This window comes from Acinetobacter sp. NRRL B-65365, assembly GCF_001605865.1.
Lineage (GTDB): Bacteria > Pseudomonadota > Gammaproteobacteria > Pseudomonadales > Moraxellaceae > Acinetobacter > Acinetobacter vivianii.
The window spans coordinates 44,907-62,874 of record NZ_LRPD01000078.1 but is presented as its reverse complement, the minus strand read 5'-3'; the positions used below and the strand labels follow the sequence as shown (position 1 = coordinate 62,874).

Here is a 17,968-nt window from a genome sequence, read left to right as displayed (position 1 = left end):
AATTCAGTATCTTAAGTTTAATGGTTAATGTGAAAAGTCGTATTGTTCAGCTGGCTGTGCTGTGTTTTTATCTTAAATACAAGATTTGATGAACTCATGTGGTCATTCAGGAACAGAGAATCTTGGTTATTGAAAAGGATTGAAGAAGATCATTGGTCAAAAATGATACTTCTGAATCAAATTAAAAATAGCGTTATGAAGCTCAAATGGATGAGGAACGCATTCAATATGTCTTTACTGAAATCTTCTTTTTTATCAGATCGCCAATGGGCCATTGTCGCCTCGATCTTTATGATGGCAACCTCAGCAATGGGGCCAGGATTTTTAACTCAGACCGCTGTATTTACAGTCAAGTTAGGCGCAGCATTCGGCTTCGCAATTTTAGTTTCCATTCTGATTGATTATGTGGTTCAACAAAATATTTGGCGTGTAGTCACACTGACGCAAATGCGTGCATCAGATATTGCCAATAAAGCATTACCGGGTAGTGGTTATTTACTGGCTTTTCTGGTGATTTTGGGCGGTTTTTTCTTTAGTGTCGGTAACATTGCAGGCGCAGCTTTAGGTTTAAATGCACTTTTTGGTCTAGACACAAAGTGGGGCGGTATTTTAAGTGGTGCGTTAGCCATTTTGATTTTTGCATCAAGAAAAGCAACGCTTGCCATGGATAAAAGCATGATCGTGTTGGGATTGCTGAAAATCATCCTGATCATCATCGTCGCAGTCATTGTGATGCCTCCTGTTGGGCAAGCGGTACAGCAAACCTTTGCTCCAGATCAGATTGACTTTGCCATTATTACCACCATTGTCGGTGGTACGGTGGGTGGTTATATCTGCTATGCGGGTGCACACCGTTTACTCGATAAAGGTGCTGTTGGCCCTGAAAATATTGATGAAGTTGCTAGAGCTGCGACCAAGGGCATTGTTGTGGTTGGCATCATGCGCTACGTATTGTTTTTAGCGTTTTTAGGTGTGGTGGTGAGCGGTGCAACGATTGATCTTGCTAGTCATAATGCCAATCCGGCAGCTCAAGCATTCCAATATGCAGCGGGTACATTCGGTTTTAAATTATTCGGTTTAATTTTCTGGGCAGCGGGTATTAGTAGCACCATTGGCGCAGCATATACTTCAGTGTCATTCTTTACTGCGTTTAAAAAGAATTTAACACCAAAACAAACCAACTATACGACCATTACCTTTATTGCATTAGCTTTATTGCTCTATGTGTTATTGGGTGCAACCCCAGCAGGTCTACTCATTTTTGTGGGCGGTTTTAACGGTCTGGTGTTGCCAATTGGTCTTACAATTTTTGTGTATGTTGCTGCTTGCCGAAAAGATTTAATGGGTAATTATAACTATCCAAAATGGTTACTTATTTTGGGTGGGTTAACATGTCTTTTAACGTGGTGGATGGGCTATATGTCGTTTACGACAGTGTTTAACTATTTGACCAAGCTTTAAGCCAGACTGCGTGAAGTAATAAAGGAATAATGCCATGTTTGTAGATTTAAATAGTGATTTGGGTGAAAGCTTTGGTTCATGGAAAATGGGTAATGATGATCAGATCTTACCTGTCGTGACCAGTGCCAATATTGCGTGTGGCTTCCATGCTGGTGACCCACTCGGCATTTTAAAAACGGTTCGTAAAGCAGTTGAGCTTGGTGTGACTATTGGTGCTCATGTGTCTTATCCAGACCTTGTTGGTTTTGGTCGCCGTAATATGGATGTGTCACGTGACGAACTGATTGCCGATGTGCTTTATCAAATTTCCGCACTCGATGGTTTGGCGAAAGTAGCAGGCTCAAAAGTGCAATATGTTAAACCACATGGCGCGCTCTATAACACCATTGCACATGACCAAGCTCAGGCAGCCGCAGTGATTGATGCGATTAAAATGTATAACCCTGAACTGGTTTTAGTGGCTTTAGCTGGGTCGAACTTAGTCGAGCAGGCACGTGCAGCTGGCTTAAAAGTTGTGTCTGAAGCATTTGCAGACCGCGCTTATAACAGCGATCGTTCACTGGTTTCTCGTCGTCTCGAAGGTGCGGTTTTACACGACTCGGCATTTGTTGCGAGCCGTGTGGTTTCAATGCTTAAAAATGGTGGGGTTGAGTCAATTGACGGTGTCTTTACACCAATTCAGGCCGATACCATTTGCTTACATGGCGACACCGATGGTGCGCTAGAGATGTCGGCAGCCATTAAAGCCGAGCTTGTAAAAAACAATATTGAAATCCGCCCATTTGTAAATAAAGCATAAGGATGAGCACCATGTATAAGGATATTAAAGTCGACCCAGCTCAGCTTGAAGCCGCTTTAGATGCGCGTTTAAAAATTCGTGCTGGCTTTGATAAACCGACAGCAGGCATGGCTGCGGGTATGACGCAGGTCAACATGATTTCGGTGCCAAAAGAGTGGGCATATGACTTCTTACTCTATGCGCATCGTAATCCGCAAAGCTGCCCAGTGCTTGATGTGCTTGAAGAAGGCATCTATGCAACTAAGCTTGCAGCAGACTCAGACATCCGAACTGACTTCCCGCGCTATCGCATTTGGAAAGATGGCGAAATGGTCGATGAAGTGACCGATGCGAGTGAGATTTACAACGCTCATCCTGATTTGGTGACTTTCTTAATTGGCTGTAGTTTTTCGTTTGAAACAGCTTTGCAAGAAGCGGGGATTGAAGTTCGCCATATTCATGACGACACCAATGTACCGATGTATTTAAGCAATATTCAGTGTCAATCGGCAGGGCGTATTTCAGGAAACATGGTCGTTTCTATGCGGCCAATTCCATCGCATCAAATTAGTGAAGCGGTAAAAATTACTTCACGTATGCCAAGCGTGCATGGTGCACCTGTACATATTGGTCACCCTGAAAGCTTAGGAATTTTAGATGTAAACAAGCCTGACTTTGGTGATGCTTCTCGTATTGAGCCGGGTGAAATTCCGGTGTTTTGGGCATGTGGGGTAACACCGCAAGCCGCCGTTATGAACTCGAAAATTCCTTTTGCGATTAGTCATGCACCAGGGCATATGTTTATTACCGACATTCCTGACCGTGCTTGGATAGGCTAATTGGACTAAAGAACAATTAAAAGGATAAGCAAATGCGTTTTTTATCGGTAAACGCCGACTGTTTTCTGATTGAGCTTGCGAGCTTAGAGGAAACTTTGGCGTTGTACAATAAATTGCAAAATACGCAATTGAATGGAATTAAAGACTTAGTCCCCGCTGCAAAAACAATTTTGGTTTTTTTTAATGAGATTGAAACCAACTTTAAAACGCTGGTTGCTTCAATTCAGAGCCTTAAAGTTGATTCTGGCTTTGAGCTTAGCAGCCAAGAAGTGATTGTGCCGATTCGTTACGACGGTGAAGACCTTGCTCAGGTTGCCGAGTTACAAGGGTTGTCTGTTGCCGATGTGATTAGAAAACATCAAGAAAGCGTGTGGAATGTGGCTTTTATTGGTTTTGCGCCGGGCTTTGCTTATATGAGCAGTCCCGATAAGCCTTTTACCGATATTCCACGCTTAACGGTTCCACGTAAAAAAATACCGTCAGGCTCTTTGGGTTTGGCTGGAAAATACTCTGGTATTTACCCAAAAGACAGTCCGGGTGGCTGGCAGCTAATTGGTACAACATCAGAAAAAATGTGGGATTTAGAGCGTAAAAATCCTGCATTGCTGTTACCGGGCATGACCGTACATTTTGAAGATGTTACGCATCGTCCAACCACTGTAGCTGTACCGAAGCAAATCACGCGTAAGGTTGAGCCTCAACAATCTTTGCCACTGTTTACGATCACTGCGCCAAGTTTACAGATGCTTATTCAAGACGAAGGGCGCTTAAACCAGACCAATATTGGGGTTGGGGTTGCAGGTGCAATGGACTTATCTGCCATGCATAGTGCTAACCGTATTGTGGGTAATCCAACCGATACACCTGTTATTGAAGTTTTAAATGGTGGCTTAAAAGCCAAAATGCAGCATGCGGGCGTTATTGCAGTGGCTGGGGCTATTTCAAACATTCGTGTGAAATTTGCCGACGGACAAACCGCAGACTTTGCAAGCTATCAGCCGATTGATTTGGATGAAGGCGATGAATTTCAAATTCAACCACCGACAGCAGGATTAAGAAACTATCTGGCAGTTCGCGGTGGTATAGACGTTGAACCAGTGCTCAATAGTGCTTCGTTTGACAGCTTGGCAGTGTTAGGACCAGAGCCTTTAAAGCTTGGAGATACCATTTACCAAGGGCAAATAAAGGCAGCCAACATTAGTGTAAATGAAGTGGGCAAAAATGATTTGCCACAAGCTGGCGAAGTCGTTGAGCTGGATATTGTGATGGGGCCGCGTACAGACTGGTTTGAACAAGACAGTATTGAGCTGCTCTGTCAGCAAGAATGGCTCGTGACCAATGAAAGCAACCGAGTCGGGCTAAGACTTTCAGGTGAACAGTCTTTAACGCGCAAAATTACCCATGAACTGGAAAGTGAAGGCACATGTATTGGTGCTTTGCAGATACCACCAAGTGGGCAGCCCGTTTTATTTATGAATGATCACCCTTTAACGGGTGGATATCCAGTTATTGCTTCTGTTGCTAAACACCATTGGGACTTGGTGGCACAGATTCCAGCAGGTTGCCGCATCAAATTTAAAAAAATTGCCGAATTTACAGATTTTGAGAATGAATGATGAATACAGAAAAATTATTGATTGCGAATCGTGGTGAAATTGCCGTTCGTATTATTCATGCCTGTCGTGATATGGGCATTGCTTCGGTCGCGTTATATGCAGATGACGACATTGGCAGCATGCATGTCGAACTTGCAGACGAAGCATGGGGTTTGGCTGGTGCAACTGCCAGTGAAACCTATTTAAATATTCCTGCGATTATTGAAGTTGCAAAGAAATCAAAAGCGACGATGGTACATCCGGGTTATGGCTTTTTATCTGAACGTGCCGAGTTTGCTCAAGCTGTGATTGATGCGGGCTTAAAATGGGTAGGGCCATCACCAAGTGCCATTGAAAAACTAGGTGATAAAATCGAAGCACGTAAAATTGCTGCTTCGGTTGGTGCGCCGTTGGTTCAGGGTACGCAAGATCCACTCAATAACGCAGATGAAGCTTTAGCGTTTGCCAAACAATTTGGTTTACCCATTGCCATTAAAGCGGCGTTTGGTGGCGGTGGCCGCGGCTTAAAAGTCGCGTGGAAACTCGAAGAAGTTCAAGAGCTTTATGAATCGGCAGTACGAGAGGCAAAAGCTGCCTTTGGCCGTGGTGAATGTTTTGTCGAGCAATATTTAGATAAACCGCGCCATGTAGAAGCACAAGTGATTGCTGACCAGCACGGTAATATTGTGGTACTGGGTACACGCGATTGTTCATTGCAACGTCGTAACCAGAAGTTAGTTGAAGAAGCGCCAGCACCATTTATTAGCGACGAGATTTATCAGCAAATTTTAAGCTCGGCAAAAAACATTTGTCAGGCTGCAAACTATGTGGGTGCGGGAACAGTTGAGTACTTACTGAGTCGTGACGGCAAGCTTTCATTTTTAGAAGTAAATACGCGTTTGCAAGTTGAGCACCCAGTGACCGAAGAAACCTCAAAAGTCGATTTGGTGGTTGAGCAAATTCGCGTGGCTCAAGGTGAAGTGCTTTCTATTAAAGAAACACCAAAAGCACAAGGTCATGCGATTGAGTTTCGAATTAATGCCGAAGACCCAGCACGTGGTTTTATTCCAGCGTTTGGTGTGTTGAGTTTATTCGAAGCGCCGTTTGGTCACGGTGTACGAGTTGATACAGGTGTTCGAACTGGCTCTTTAGTGTCTAGCCACTTTGACTCACTCATGGCAAAACTGATTGTGACTGGCCCAACTCGTGAAATTACAATTGCTCGTGCTAAACGTGCTTTAAAACAATTTAAAATTGAAGGCGTGGCTTCGGTTTTAGATTTTCACCGTGCAGTACTTAATGAACCTGACTTTACCGATGAGTTTAATGTACATACGCGCTGGATCGAAAATGACTTTAAACAAGAGTTAAAGCCAACCAAACGTGGTATTCCAAACCATCAACAACCGATGTTGCTCAGCTACATTGAAATTGATGGCAAGTTACATCGTTTAGGTTTACCTGCGGGCATGTTTGCGCAAGGCCCAGCAACCGCAGTTCAAGCCCAAACCGCTGAACCAGAAGTGAGTGCCGAGCATTTACTTGCCCCAATTAATGGTGTGATGAGCGCTTGGAAAGTCGAAAATGGTGAGCAAGTCACCGAAGGTCAAGTGGTTGCCATTATGGAAGCCATGAAAATGGAAGTGCAGGTACTGGCACACCGCAGTGGTATAATTCAGATTGATGCAGAGAAGGGTACGACTTGTCAGGCAGATAGCATCATTGGCACGATCCGTTAAGTTTATTTAATAAACTTACAGAAAATTTTTGGCCTGATGACGCTAATCTGCTTTATCAGGCTGAATTCAACCTGTTTATTTGAAATAGAGAAATATATAACCAGATAGAAGGCTAAATTTTGTTGAAGAATCAAAATATTGTGTGAAATATAACTAAGTTACAGAGAGTGTTTTAATTTTAAATTGTGATTTTAATCACAGATTTATCTTAACTAAGGAAAGTTTCAACTGATTGGTTTTTGCTTTTAACTTATTGTTTTTTAATATTTAACAAGAAAATCTACATTTTTCGTTACAACCCTTTAGTCGACAAACTTTGTTTTTATTTGCGATATTCGCTTGCAAACTTAGCAAAGGAATTTGCGTATGGTGTCATTTTTATTCATTGGTTTGATCATTACGATTTTACTTACACCAGGTCCAACGAATACATTATTGGCTTCATCTGGAATTCAGGTTGGTGTAAAGCATTCACTTAAATTAATCCCATCTGAGGTTTTAGGCTATCTTATTGCAATTACAACTTGGGGATTTTTACTGGAGTCGGTTTCCCATTTAGTACCGTGGTTGCCTCCGTTATTAAAGCTATTTAGTGCTGTTTTTATTATTTATTTAGCTGTAAAGCTTTGGTTAACCTCAACAAAAGAAATTGATTTAAATCAGCCATTGATTACATCTAAGGCATTATTTGTTGCAACACTGCTTAACCCGAAAGCGTTATTATTTGCTTCAGCCGTCTTTCCACATACAGCATGGTTGAATCCAGATCAATATTTTATCCATATGGGAACATTTTTAGCCCTGATTACGCCAATTGCATTTTTATGGATTGCTTTTGGAACCATGTTGATTTCTAATAAAATCGTTTGGTTAAATCAACGTAACTTGCAACGAACTGCTGCTTTTATTTTAACTTTTTTTGCAATGCCTTTAGCTTTTTCGGCAATTACATCTTTTTAATTTATTTAGCTTTTTTCAATTTTTAAAATGGAGTTATTTGATGAACAATATAAAAATCAAAGTAAAGGATCAATTTGAGGCTGAAAACATAGCCGTTGCCTTAATTCGAAAGGCGAATGATCAAGAAATCCCTTTATTTAAAAGAATAGAACACATTGAAATTGAAGGAGAGATCCTTCTGCCAAATATGGAACTTCTTTATGAAAATCCAAAAGATGGTCGTATCTATAGATTTATAGAGGAATTATAATTGAGTTACTGAGAGACTTATATTCTCGATGATAAGGTGAATTCCATGATCAAAAGTCATGGAATTTTTTTTTGCTATTATTATTCGATTGAATTATTTAAATTTTTTTGCTTATATTTATCTATTTCCTAGAAGCCAAGCATTTGAAAATTATTGGTAATTAAAAAAATATAATAAACAAGATGCTTAAGCGTATTTGATTTGTTGTTTTTTATAAAGAAATTATATTAATTAATGGTGGTCTTATTTCTGATTTTTATTAAATACATTAACTGTTAAATTTAAATGGTTTTAATGATAATTTTTTAGTTGATGTCTTTATATAATGAACACTCTTTTTTATAGGGTGTCTTTAATGATTGAATGGATTTGTAAAACATGTAAAAAGTATAAGCGGTTTAATCCGAATACTTTAAAATTAGGGCAGATTGTTTCCTTTTATCAATATGAGGTGATTGCCGGTAAGCTAAATAGCTTAATCAAAAAGGGCGTGATATTGAGAATAAAGAACAAAATCTTGACCGTACTGGATAATGGTTTAATCCTTTACTTTAAGGATACACAAGTTTATCCGCTAGATGCACCTGCGCAACTTGTTTATAAAATATTTGGTGAGTGTAGATGTTTGGGGCGCTGATCAATATTGTATAAAAGGAGTCAATAGAAGGAGGACATTTGAATGATAGTATGAAATTCTTGTTTCATTAAAAGAATATAAATAACAAGATTTTAATTCAATAAGAATAAATTAAAAATAGAAGTCTAGATTTTTTACTCAATATCTCATCCCCATCCAAAGCTCTATTTAATGATATTCCTTTGTCAATTCCGTAAATTTTCAAGCTATTTAGATAAAAAATAACAGTGCCTAAGATTTTAAAAATCAACAATAAAATGATGACTTTAAATAATAAAAGACATCATCTGATGCCTTTTATTTTAAAGATTAGATCATTGAAGAGGTTTAGGGCATTTTAATTTGCCGTAGTTTCTCTTCGTGGTAATTCGCTACGTGGTACGCGTGTTAGATCCATCGTCATTTGGGTAAAGGCTGCAGTTTGTCGATGTAACAAATCAAAATCAACAAAATCTACGGTATCAAGACCATAGTTCAGCAAGTACGCTGGTCCTGTGAGATAGTTGATGGTTGGAATACCACCAGCGCCCCAGAAATAGTGTCCTTCACCTGGCCAGACCGAATCTTCAGCATAGCTTCCATTTGGATGTAATGGCGGCATGATAAAGGTTGCGCCCGCTTTGGCATTGACTGGCCATTGCTTTGATAACTCGACAAGGGCAGGTTGGTTAGAGGTAAATATAGCTCCAAACTCTTTTTTACCTGTTGCTGTTAGCACACCTTTTTCATTTGGAATCCATTCATTGATACCCAAGTGTTCGATCGTGATCGCAGCGTTGATTCGATCCGCAATACCATCATTTTTGTGCTGATCCAGAAAACTACGGATCCCGCTACCTGCAAAGAAATGGCCCGTCGACAGCATGATCATGACACTTCGATCTAAAGACTTTTGAGGTAGTCGAGTCAGATATTGGGCAATATCAATGACTGCATTTGGTCCATTGTCCTCAACACCATTCGTACCATCAGTATGACTATTCAGTACAATCAGTTCATCACTTTTTCCAGCAATAGTGCCGATGATATTTTGGGTCGTCACTTCTCTTTCTGTCGCGTTCAGTTTAATTTGAACAGTATGCTTAGCATTAGCTTCTTGGCGTAGTTTGACGCCTGTTGCCATATCTACATAAAAACCTGGTAAACCATAAACCTCGGCATAGAACGGTGCATAAATTTGAGCAAGTTCTTTACTGCCTGCATCGTTAGCAATAAATACAATTCCCTTGGCATTAATTGCTTTAAAGCCTTTGAGCAGATTAATGACAGAACCCATGCCATTTGCTGAACGTTTATAGGGATCTGATGGGTTGAGGGTATGATCTGGGTCGTATGTACTTATTGCTCGATTGGCGTAGAAGTTTACAGTGAGTGCGGGAGTTGGAAAATCTAAAAGCACAATTTTATCTGCATACTCGGCTGCCAGACTTTCAATAGAGGTAGCCCCAGTTAATAAGCTTTGTAATTGAGTTGGTGTTAAATATTTAAGTTCAGCGGTGGTGCCTTGAGTAGGTGTAATGCCAGAATAGGGCACATAAGATGCACTCACGGTTTCATATTGGTTGATACCAGAACTAATCCCTAAATTCCATGAAGTGGGTTCCCAGACTTTAATCTTGATTTCTTCAAGATGTACATCTTTCACACCTGCTTTTTGCAAACGTTTATATAGATCCTGCGTATAAGCTTCATGTGATTCAGAACCTGGTGTACGTAAACCATAGGCATCGAGTTCTTTATGCCACTCACGCATGAGCTGGGTTGGTAAGAATTGTGTTTCATCAACCTTAATTGCTGCACTTGCTGGCAGGCTTTGAGTCGGCCATTCTTGATCTTTGGAAGGAGAGGTATCTGAAGAGGACTGATGATCATTTCCACAACCTGAAATAAACAGTCCCAATAGACAAGCTGAGGCAAATTTGCGATATGAACGTTGATTCATCCTGATGTTCATTTCTTTCTCCATATTGGATGTGCGCTATTTAAAATTTAATTTATTTGTAAAGGATGATGGCTAAGATCTAATAATGAGTTGGCTATTCACCAGACTTATAGATTGCAATCCATTTACGCATCTATATCATTTCCTAATGATAGGCCTACCCAGCATAAGCTTAAATGATAGAAGACAAAATAACGGAAGCAGGACATCTCATTGTGTTTTTAGGGCAAATATAGAGAAGAAAATAGTGTGACTCAAACTAAGCTTGATACATGAGATAGATTTATTTCTTTTTATACATCAACAAATTTTTTTGATATTGCCCAGGTGTATAAGTGGTTAGTGTGCGAAACCAGCTAATAAATGAATGGCTGGTGTTAAAGCCCAAAGATCTAGTAATCGATTCAACTGTATTTTTCTTATCTTGAAGATAATTTTCTGCAAGTTCCAAACGGACTTCATTTAAAAGCTGACTATAGGTTTTACCTTCTTGTTGTAAGTTGCGGCTTAAAGTTCGTTCATTCATTCCTAATTGTATTGCAATCATTTTTCTGGAAGATTTTCCTTGATGAAGCATCAGGCGAATACGCGCCTTAACCTGTTCAATCAAGGTGGTTTTTATTGCCATCTGCTCAAGAAGTTTGCGTGCTAATTGCTCGACACTATCATATAGGGCAGCATTCATTGTCTTTAGTGGAAGGTTGAGTGCCTTATCTGACAGAATGAGAGCTGATTCAGGCATGCCGAAGTAGACAGGACATTGAAATGTTTGCTCATAGATGCTTAACAATGCAATATCATTTTTATCGGTCATTTCATGATGAAAGTGCACTGCCAGTAAATTGGGATAACCATTGTCCCTGATCAGCCGTACCAGCATAGACCAGTAGCCCAGATTATATTCTGTTGCACAGCGCACAAAGATCGGATCTTGGGAGTTGCAATCCCAGCCCCAATAGACCAGATTAGATTTTCTTGTTAGCGATATTCTACCGATTCTTCCAATCAATTGCTGGTAGCGCTGCATCATTTCGATGGCATCGCCCAAGGTACCGCTCAGTGGTACTAAATGTCCCAATACCCCGTAAGCTGTAGGGTCGAGCTGTTGTAGCAGTTTGATACTAATTAGAGGATCATGATTGAGCTGGTAGCAATAATTCACCATACGTTCCAGATAGTACAGGGGAATACAGGCATTCGGATCAATCAGTAATTCTTCGTCAAGGCCACTGGCAAGGAGCAAAGCTGAGCGGCTGGTCTGAAACATCGCTGCATTATCTAGAATATGCTTAATTAAACTGACCAGAACAGCACTATCGACTGCTAGTTCTTGCGAGGATAAATTCATTTCCATTGAGCCCTGCAATATATGAATCTATAGTATCTTTTTAGTATAACGATGCCTATGTATCTTCAACAACCTCAAAACAGCCCCTTCATTTTTCCTGTAAGTCAGAGAATCCGCACGGTGAAATTGATTTAAGTCTATGTATTTAAACTCTCTATATCAAAATCAAATCGAGTAAGTTTGTTACGCAGTAATGGCATCGCAAAATCCAGAAAGAGTTTGGTGACGAGTAAAACATTCTGTCGTGTGGGAAGCAGTGCATTCATTAAAGAATCAGGGGATGACCAGGGCGAGTGAGTGCTAAAGACTTCAATAAACTCTTTCTCCTTTAACTCATCAATACATAAATAATGTGGAAGAACGGCAATCCCCATTCCATTTTTAACAGCAGACTTTATAACAGACATATTTCCGCAGCTTAAATAGGGTTCAAGTTGCACGTTCAATACATCACCATTTTTGTGGACAAAGTCCTTTAATACATAATTTTCATGAATCCCTAGTGTTATATAGTTGAAGGCTGTCAGTTCACTCGGATGTTCTACTTGGACTTTACCGTTGTTATAGTTTTTACTTGCGACCAGTATCATCGGAATCGCGCAGACTGGACGTACAATTAAACTCGAGTCTTCCAGCGCTTTGGAAGTAATGCGAAAAACCAGATCAACCTTGGAACTGATCAGATCGATATTGCTGTCTGCGACATGGATAATGACACGTATTTGAGGATATTCCTGCATGAACAAGCCCAGAATTGGAACAACCGCTTCTTGAGCAAGCGTTGAAGAGCAACCGATTCTTAATGTGCCTTGAGGTGTGCTGGAAAGGTCTGAGGCGACAGAAAAAGCATTGCGTGCGGCTTGTCTAAGCTCTACAGCATAGTGATAGACCTGTTCACCTGCTGGCGTCAATACAACATTTCGGGTGTTTCGATGTAACAAACGAATGCCCATTCTATTTTCAAGATCAGCAATATGTCGACTTAATTTAGAGCGTTGTATGCCTAAGCTACGCGCGGCTGCTGAAAAGCCTGCGTGTTCTACAACTTCAGTAAATAATAAGAGATCGTCGAGTTTTTCCATTCGCCCTATAAATCATTGTTGCTATTTTTAGAACAGTATATTGTGATTTTTATGAGTTCTGTCAATTTCTTTAAGTTGCTAAATTATTTAAAGGTATATCGATGGGATTTTTATAAATGAGTATATATAAAAATCAACTGATCCGTAAGAGTTTGACAAATAAAGTTTTTATGTTTCTTTTGATGTCATGTGCAGTCACTTCAGTTGCTGCCCATGATAATGGCAAAACTTTTGATCAGTCTGCATATCAGAATCGACCCGTGCTGGCGGATTTTACTGCGGCTGCATGTCCCGATAATCCCCGAGCTTTAACACAGGTCAAGGGCAACCTTTATCGTCATACCACAGGTGCTGGTCTAGCGGTGCATAGTGGTCTTGTCTTGATCACCAAAGAAGGTGCATTGGTAATCGATCCAGCAATGACATGTACATCTACCTGGTTAAAAGATGAGATCAAGAATCGCTTTAATGTACCTGTGAAATATGTGGTGTATACCCATGCTCATGCGGATCATATCAGTGGCGGTCAGGTCTTTAAAAATGCCGGTGCAACCATCATTGCAAATCAACGCGCGGTTGAACCTATTGTCGGAGAGAAATTACCGACTGCATTACCCGATAAAGTTTTTGATCAGGATATGAAAATCACATTAGGAGGTGAGGAAGTCTTACTACATTATGTTGCACCTAGCCATTCCGACAGTATGGTGATGGTTCTTTTCCCAAAATATAAAGCGTTGCAATGTACGGATGTCTGCGAAAGTAAGAGCATGCCTTACAATGATTTTTTAGATTTTTATTACACAGGCTGGATTGATACGTTGAATTGGGTGATCAATCAGGATGTGGATATTATTGATGTTGGGCATTATACGCCCGCCACTCGTGCAGATCAGATTGCACTCCGTCATTACATTATCGATTTACATCAACAAGTTTTAGATTTGGTTCGTGCAGGACAGTCATGGGATCAACTCTATCGAAACGTAAAATTTAGTCCTGAAGTACAAAGCTGGACAGGTTTTAGTACGATGAAAATACCAAATATTCAGGGAATGTATCGGTGGGTGACTAACCATCGAAGAGGCAACTGGTAATTACCATCCTCATTTATAGGAAGATGTATCCAATCACGGATTCTAATCTTATTTAAGTGCACCATTATCTTGAAGATAACGAATTTTCATGTGCTTTCTTACATTTTCAGTAAGGAAGTCATGAGAATATCCGAAATTTTCATAAGCAATTAATGAGTATTAAAGTGTTAGAGATTAAAGATTTAGAAACCTTTATCAATGTTGTCGAGAGTTCTTCTTTGGCAGATACGTCTAAAGAGTTGAACGTGAATCAATCCACGATCACCAAGCGTATCAATCAGCTTGAAGAGAAAGTGCAAGGAGAACTATTTAATCGAAGAAGTCGACCGTTACGATTAACGCAACTGGGAGAGAAAGTTTATTTTAAGGCGCGTTATATTCTTGGACAACTTGAAAAGCTGGAAAGTGTATATGAACAGGAAATTGGACTGTCTAAGGAAAAAGTAAAAGTCGGTATTTCAATTACTTTGATGGATGGTCTGTCTGAGTATCTATATGAAAAGTATAAATTTGCTCAATCTTCTACAGAGTTTGATATTTATGGGGGCAGAGCGCAAAGCCTGATCCAGCAGGTGCAAAATAAGGAGTTGGAGCTTGGGATTGTCATGTTGCCATCCAATTTCAAGTTGCCAGCGCATTTATCTTTTTTAAATATTGGTGCAGTGCCGTTGGTCATCGTGTCTAAAAATGTAGGCGTTAAACAATATAGCGATTTAGAGAGTTGTTGCAAAAAAGGGTGGGTCATGCCGCCTGAGGGATGTTACTTAAGAGAACTTTTAAGTGATGTCTTGCAAGAAAAACAGTTAAGTTTTGATGTGAATAAAGAAGCCTTTGGAATAGATTTTTTATTGGACAGTATTTTAAATGATGAGGGTTTAAGTATTTTACCGAAACCATTTTTTGATCATTATATGAAGTCTAACAATAATTTAGAGGCTGTTCTGGTAGAGGATTTTAAGGTAAACCTTAATCTGGGCGTTATTTACTCAGATAAGAAATATCTGGATAAGGTGAGTTATTTCTCAAAAATCTTGAAGCAACTCTACTTTCGAGAGAACCCCTATAATTAATATTTAAGCTACCTTGCAAAGTAACTGATAGACTTGCTCTAAGTCTATTATTTGCTTAGCGTTTTCTCTAAAAATAATAAAATGAATAAAGCCAATTCTATTAAAAAATGTGTAGGCGGTTGCAGAACTCTCGTATTACTTACATGTAAGGCGGGAATCTTTACAATTAAAAAATAGTTTTCATCTCAAAATAAGAATAATAGCTTGCACCTAAAGGAAATAGAAATGCCTCAATATTTAAGAATTTCTGAAAATATTTATCGGAAATTTAAGGAAAATGATAGATTTACCGACAATAAACAAGATTGTCTGAATCTCATCATTAAACAAATCCGTAAAGAACTTGTCGATACAGATCTGAAGCTAATTTATAACTATATTGATTTTGTAGACGGATTTGAGCAGCCACTCAAAGATCGACGAATGACGCTGGATATCAGTTTAATCCCGAGCTACAAGCATAAAGATGAATTTGTGTTATGGCTTGCAGGTTTTATTGAAAAAATTACGGAAGGTGGGGTAAAACGCTTAGCGCCGATTCATGCCAATATTCCGCCTGAATTTACCTTCCAGAGCGATCCAAATGTCGTTTTAGATATACGAAATGAACATAGTGGCGAAAGAATTATCTCTTATTTTAGGAGTGATGACTTCGCAGAAGAAATCAAGAATATCTGATTCGATTGAATAAGCAGCGGATCTCTTTAGTAGATAAATGAGATCGTTATGCTTTTTGCTGTAAATATTATAAAAATCAGGGCTTGAACCACGATGAACAATACAAAAGCTTGCTGAATAAGTTATTTTTCGTCGAATCAGATTGAAAGATAGAGGGAGGCCGGATTTAGGTAAAGATTAAGCTAAATTTTATGCCAATTGATACAACATAACATGATAATATTCATCACTAAAATTAAAAATTATTGGGGCTTGAGAATGAAAAAGACACTATGTTCTGTGGTTATTTTTATTATATCAACAGTGACTTTTGCTGCTGATGCATCTGCAAAGTTACAGAATTTAGAGCCTGTTCCGGCTGCTCCGATCTCTACGGACAAAAGCAAAAAATCGCTTATTAAACAATCGGTGAAAAAAGCCAATATTAATGAGGAAGTGGATACACAAGCCTTAAAGCTCGGCGGTATCCATCGTAGAGAGGATGCGCGGGAATATCTTGAACTCAGAAATGATGTAGAAAAAGAACCGCAGCAACAGCCGATAGAAAAAGCCAAAGTGAAAAATACTACGGAGGAAGTGGCAAGCAAATAGCCGTTGCTCAGGTATCAAAGGGATTTGATCAGGCAAGTTTGGATCTAAGATTTGAGGCTTCAAAACGCGATAAAGCGAAATATCGATATCTAAGTGATTACATTGTGCTTGGAATTATTTTGAAACGTTTCCTCCCTTCATTGTAACCCGATGGTTAATTCAATATTAACAAAAACCATGATTTTAGAGTGAATTTCAATGACTTAGCGCTTTAAAGAATAAAACTATAATACTTATAACTCTTGTTACAACCATTTGATCGACAATTTATAGAAAATTTCCCATAGTCCTATGAACAAGATTATTGGGAGAACTGTTATGGATAAGATTACAGTCATCGTAAAAGATCAAGAAGAAAATGAGTCTATTGTCGTGGCCCAGTTAAATGACCTCGAAGATCAGGATATTCCGTTTTTTAAACGTGTCGAACATATCGAAGTTGAAGGGCATATTATTCATCCAAATATAGATTGGCTGTTTGAAAGTGAAGCAGATGGAAAAATCTATAAACTCGTTGCACCTGTGGACGATAAAAGATTCGTTTAAATTCAATAAAGTTCAATTTCTGTTATAGAAAACCCACTTAGCATTAAAATAAGTGGGTTCTGTTGTTGCCGATCATAAAAAATATCTTTTTCTTCATCAATTATTTTTATTCTATCAATATCTCGGGTACTGCACGGGAGATGATTTAAAGAGCTGGCGGGTTGACGTGCGGAGTCCAAGCTCTTTCTAAATCAAATATCATTTTCAGGGTGTTCTTGATCAAGTAATTGGGTTGAGGCCTTTCACGATATCATTAAATTCTGAACCATTTAACCAGAAGGATTTCTTGAGGAAAAGTGTGGTCATAATACTCTCGGCACTTTCACTGTCTGGACTTTCACAAAAGAGCCCATAGCTATTGCCAAGTACGGTATTGTTTTCAATCAGACGAATAAAATATGCATGTTGTTCGTCTGCATAACCTAAAATAGCATCACGTTGATTGTTCATTTTTCATGTCTCCACATCAAAAATATTTGAATAAAACCTAACTGCTGAAAGATCAGAAATATTTATGAATCAGATCAATAACTTACTCTTTTAAGACAATCTTTAAAAATCATAAGTTATTCATTCAAATCATTAATTTGCTTTGTTTCACATCCTTGTCTAAGTTAAACAAGCCAAAATCTGATCTATGGGATTTATTGTTATGCAAAATTAATTGGCCGTCAACTTGAATTTGTAACTTTTTCAAGTTAAATTATTTAAACGCATTTTAGACTTGGGTAAGGGGGGGATATGACCAAAAAAACGGAATTTGAACATGGCGGTGCCAGAGCCAATGCTGGACGAAAGGCCCAGTTCAGTGAACCAACCAAAGTGATTCGTGTACCTGAGTCTCAGGTTGATTTCATCAAAAACTGGTTACGAAATAATGTCAAAACAGGCTCACGTTCTGATTTGACCTCCTCATTGAAAATACAAAATGTACAAGCCAATAATGATCGACTTTACCATATTCCGCTTGCAACGGAACGTGTTGCAGCGGGTTTTCCATCGCCTGCTCAGGATCATATTGAACAAGCACTGGATTTAAATCAGTTTTTAATTCGTAATGAAAACTCTACTTTTATCGTCAAGGCAAATTCGCTTTCAATGCTGGATGCGGGCATTGATGTTGATGATCCTCTCGTAGTGGATCGTAGCCTATCTGCCAAATCGGGTGATATCGTTATCGCCTTAATTGACAATGACTTTACCGTAAAACGTTTAATGATTGATCATCATTTCAATCCACCAAAAGTCTGGTTAAAAGCCGAGAATCCTGACTATCAGGATATTTATATTAGCGAAGGCCAAGAGCTACTGATCTGGGGCGTTGTGACTTACAACCTGAAACCGATGAGATAAGC

Annotated in this window: 17 protein-coding genes and 1 pseudogene; 14 read left to right on the top strand and 4 right to left on the bottom strand. The window is 39.2% G+C overall.

What is annotated here, in order from left to right; genetic code table 11:
• The first annotated feature begins 206 nt into the window (after positions 1–206).
• The 8 genes and pseudogenes from AWW72_RS18230 to AWW72_RS18195 all read left to right on the top strand — a co-directional run bounded on the left by AWW72_RS18230 (position 207) and on the right by AWW72_RS18195 (position 8,259).
• Positions 207–1,461 (top strand): annotated as a pseudogene (locus AWW72_RS18230) (NRAMP family divalent metal transporter).
• 34 nt (positions 1,462–1,495) lie between these two features.
• Complete coding sequence (locus AWW72_RS18225) at positions 1,496–2,260, top strand: LamB/YcsF family protein (protein ID WP_062848258.1); 765 nt, start codon at positions 1,496–1,498, stop codon at positions 2,258–2,260.
• 2 nt (positions 2,261–2,262) lie between these two features.
• A complete protein-coding gene (locus AWW72_RS18220; protein WP_155858574.1) occupies positions 2,263–3,078 on the top strand; it encodes a putative hydro-lyase in 816 nt (271 codons plus the stop codon).
• A 32-nt stretch (positions 3,079–3,110) separates the two neighbouring features.
• A complete protein-coding gene (locus tag AWW72_RS18215) occupies positions 3,111–4,694 on the top strand; it encodes a 5-oxoprolinase subunit B/C family protein (protein WP_062848256.1) in 1,584 nt (527 codons plus the stop codon).
• The gene (locus AWW72_RS18210; RefSeq protein WP_062848255.1) at positions 4,694–6,412 is read left to right on the top strand and encodes an acetyl/propionyl/methylcrotonyl-CoA carboxylase subunit alpha; all 1,719 of its coding nucleotides are present in this window, start codon (positions 4,694–4,696) and stop codon (positions 6,410–6,412) included. Before AWW72_RS18215 ends, AWW72_RS18210 begins: the two co-directional genes overlap by 1 nt.
• Before the next feature lie 366 nt (positions 6,413–6,778).
• Positions 6,779–7,372 (top strand): LysE family translocator, encoded by a 594-nt coding sequence (locus AWW72_RS18205; RefSeq protein ID WP_062848254.1) that lies wholly within the window; start codon positions 6,779–6,781, stop codon positions 7,370–7,372.
• 40 nt (positions 7,373–7,412) lie between these two features.
• Entirely contained in the window at positions 7,413–7,622 is a 210-nt protein-coding gene (locus AWW72_RS18200) for a hypothetical protein (protein ID WP_004770555.1), read from the top strand.
• A 355-nt stretch (positions 7,623–7,977) separates the two neighbouring features.
• Positions 7,978–8,259, top strand: coding sequence for a hypothetical protein (locus AWW72_RS18195; RefSeq protein WP_004770553.1), 282 nt, complete (start codon positions 7,978–7,980; stop codon positions 8,257–8,259).
• 337 nt (positions 8,260–8,596) lie between these two features.
• Here the strand turns inward: AWW72_RS18195 and AWW72_RS18190 are convergent, their stop codons facing one another.
• From AWW72_RS18190 to AWW72_RS18180, 3 genes are all read right to left on the bottom strand, one after another.
• Entirely contained in the window at positions 8,597–10,201 is a 1,605-nt protein-coding gene (locus AWW72_RS18190) for a M28 family peptidase (RefSeq protein ID WP_062848253.1), read from the bottom strand.
• 283 nt (positions 10,202–10,484) lie between these two features.
• Positions 10,485–11,555 (bottom strand): AraC family transcriptional regulator, encoded by a 1,071-nt coding sequence (locus tag AWW72_RS18185; RefSeq protein WP_062848252.1) that lies wholly within the window; start codon positions 11,553–11,555, stop codon positions 10,485–10,487.
• Between the two features lie 131 nt (positions 11,556–11,686).
• Entirely contained in the window at positions 11,687–12,631 is a 945-nt protein-coding gene (locus AWW72_RS18180) for a LysR family transcriptional regulator (protein WP_062848251.1), read from the bottom strand.
• Positions 12,632–12,747: 116 nt separating this feature from the next.
• Between AWW72_RS18180 and AWW72_RS18175 the strand changes: the two genes are divergently transcribed.
• The 5 genes from AWW72_RS18175 (at position 12,748) to AWW72_RS18155 (ending at position 16,613) form a co-directional block, all read left to right on the top strand.
• Positions 12,748–13,728, top strand: a complete 981-nt coding sequence (locus AWW72_RS18175; RefSeq protein ID WP_062848250.1) for an MBL fold metallo-hydrolase — start codon at positions 12,748–12,750, stop codon at positions 13,726–13,728.
• Between the two features lie 152 nt (positions 13,729–13,880).
• Positions 13,881–14,798 carry a LysR family transcriptional regulator gene (locus AWW72_RS18170; RefSeq protein ID WP_062848249.1) on the top strand — a complete coding sequence of 306 codons (918 nt, stop codon included), beginning with the start codon at positions 13,881–13,883 and terminating at the stop codon, positions 14,796–14,798.
• Between the two features lie 225 nt (positions 14,799–15,023).
• Positions 15,024–15,476, top strand: coding sequence for a hypothetical protein (locus AWW72_RS18165; protein ID WP_047428846.1), 453 nt, complete (start codon positions 15,024–15,026; stop codon positions 15,474–15,476).
• Between the two features lie 258 nt (positions 15,477–15,734).
• Positions 15,735–16,067 (top strand): hypothetical protein, encoded by a 333-nt coding sequence (locus AWW72_RS18160; protein WP_004770539.1) that lies wholly within the window; start codon positions 15,735–15,737, stop codon positions 16,065–16,067.
• A gap of 318 nt (positions 16,068–16,385) precedes the next feature.
• A complete protein-coding gene (locus tag AWW72_RS18155) occupies positions 16,386–16,613 on the top strand; it encodes a hypothetical protein (protein ID WP_004770538.1) in 228 nt (75 codons plus the stop codon).
• 219 nt (positions 16,614–16,832) lie between these two features.
• On the opposite strand, the gene AWW72_RS18150 is transcribed toward AWW72_RS18155, so the two are convergent.
• Positions 16,833–17,063, bottom strand: a complete 231-nt coding sequence (locus AWW72_RS18150; protein ID WP_004770535.1) for a hypothetical protein — start codon at positions 17,061–17,063, stop codon at positions 16,833–16,835.
• A gap of 291 nt (positions 17,064–17,354) precedes the next feature.
• On the opposite strand from AWW72_RS18150, the gene AWW72_RS18145 reads away from it, so the two are divergent.
• Positions 17,355–17,966 carry a LexA family protein gene (locus AWW72_RS18145; RefSeq protein WP_062848248.1) on the top strand — a complete coding sequence of 204 codons (612 nt, stop codon included), beginning with the start codon at positions 17,355–17,357 and terminating at the stop codon, positions 17,964–17,966.
• The last annotated feature ends 2 nt before the right edge of the window (positions 17,967–17,968 follow it).

What these genes read in the sequence shown, in the direction of transcription:
- AWW72_RS18225 (WP_062848258.1), top strand. Translation starts at nt 1,496, where the DNA reads ATGTTTGTAGATTTAAATAGTGATTTGGGTGAAAGCTTTGGTTCATGG.
- AWW72_RS18210 (WP_062848255.1), top strand. Translation starts at nt 4,694, where the DNA reads ATGAATACAGAAAAATTATTGATTGCGAATCGTGGTGAAATTGCCGTT.
- AWW72_RS18220 (WP_155858574.1), top strand. Translation starts at nt 2,263, where the DNA reads ATGAGCACCATGTATAAGGATATTAAAGTCGACCCAGCTCAGCTTGAA.
- AWW72_RS18200 (WP_004770555.1), top strand. Translation starts at nt 7,413, where the DNA reads ATGAACAATATAAAAATCAAAGTAAAGGATCAATTTGAGGCTGAAAAC.
- AWW72_RS18165 (WP_047428846.1), top strand. Translation starts at nt 15,024, where the DNA reads ATGCCTCAATATTTAAGAATTTCTGAAAATATTTATCGGAAATTTAAG.
- AWW72_RS18145 (WP_062848248.1), top strand. Translation starts at nt 17,355, where the DNA reads ATGACCAAAAAAACGGAATTTGAACATGGCGGTGCCAGAGCCAATGCT.
- AWW72_RS18160 (WP_004770539.1), top strand. Translation starts at nt 15,735, where the DNA reads ATGAAAAAGACACTATGTTCTGTGGTTATTTTTATTATATCAACAGTG.
- AWW72_RS18170 (WP_062848249.1), top strand. Translation starts at nt 13,881, where the DNA reads ATGAGTATTAAAGTGTTAGAGATTAAAGATTTAGAAACCTTTATCAAT.
- AWW72_RS18175 (WP_062848250.1), top strand. Translation starts at nt 12,748, where the DNA reads ATGAGTATATATAAAAATCAACTGATCCGTAAGAGTTTGACAAATAAA.
- AWW72_RS18155 (WP_004770538.1), top strand. Translation starts at nt 16,386, where the DNA reads ATGGATAAGATTACAGTCATCGTAAAAGATCAAGAAGAAAATGAGTCT.
- AWW72_RS18185 (WP_062848252.1), bottom strand. Translation starts at nt 11,555, where the DNA reads ATGGAAATGAATTTATCCTCGCAAGAACTAGCAGTCGATAGTGCTGTT.
- AWW72_RS18215 (WP_062848256.1), top strand. Translation starts at nt 3,111, where the DNA reads ATGCGTTTTTTATCGGTAAACGCCGACTGTTTTCTGATTGAGCTTGCG.
- AWW72_RS18190 (WP_062848253.1), bottom strand. Translation starts at nt 10,201, where the DNA reads ATGAATCAACGTTCATATCGCAAATTTGCCTCAGCTTGTCTATTGGGA.
- AWW72_RS18195 (WP_004770553.1), top strand. Translation starts at nt 7,978, where the DNA reads ATGATTGAATGGATTTGTAAAACATGTAAAAAGTATAAGCGGTTTAAT.
- AWW72_RS18150 (WP_004770535.1), bottom strand. Translation starts at nt 17,063, where the DNA reads ATGAACAATCAACGTGATGCTATTTTAGGTTATGCAGACGAACAACAT.
- AWW72_RS18205 (WP_062848254.1), top strand. Translation starts at nt 6,779, where the DNA reads ATGGTGTCATTTTTATTCATTGGTTTGATCATTACGATTTTACTTACA.
- AWW72_RS18180 (WP_062848251.1), bottom strand. Translation starts at nt 12,631, where the DNA reads ATGGAAAAACTCGACGATCTCTTATTATTTACTGAAGTTGTAGAACAC.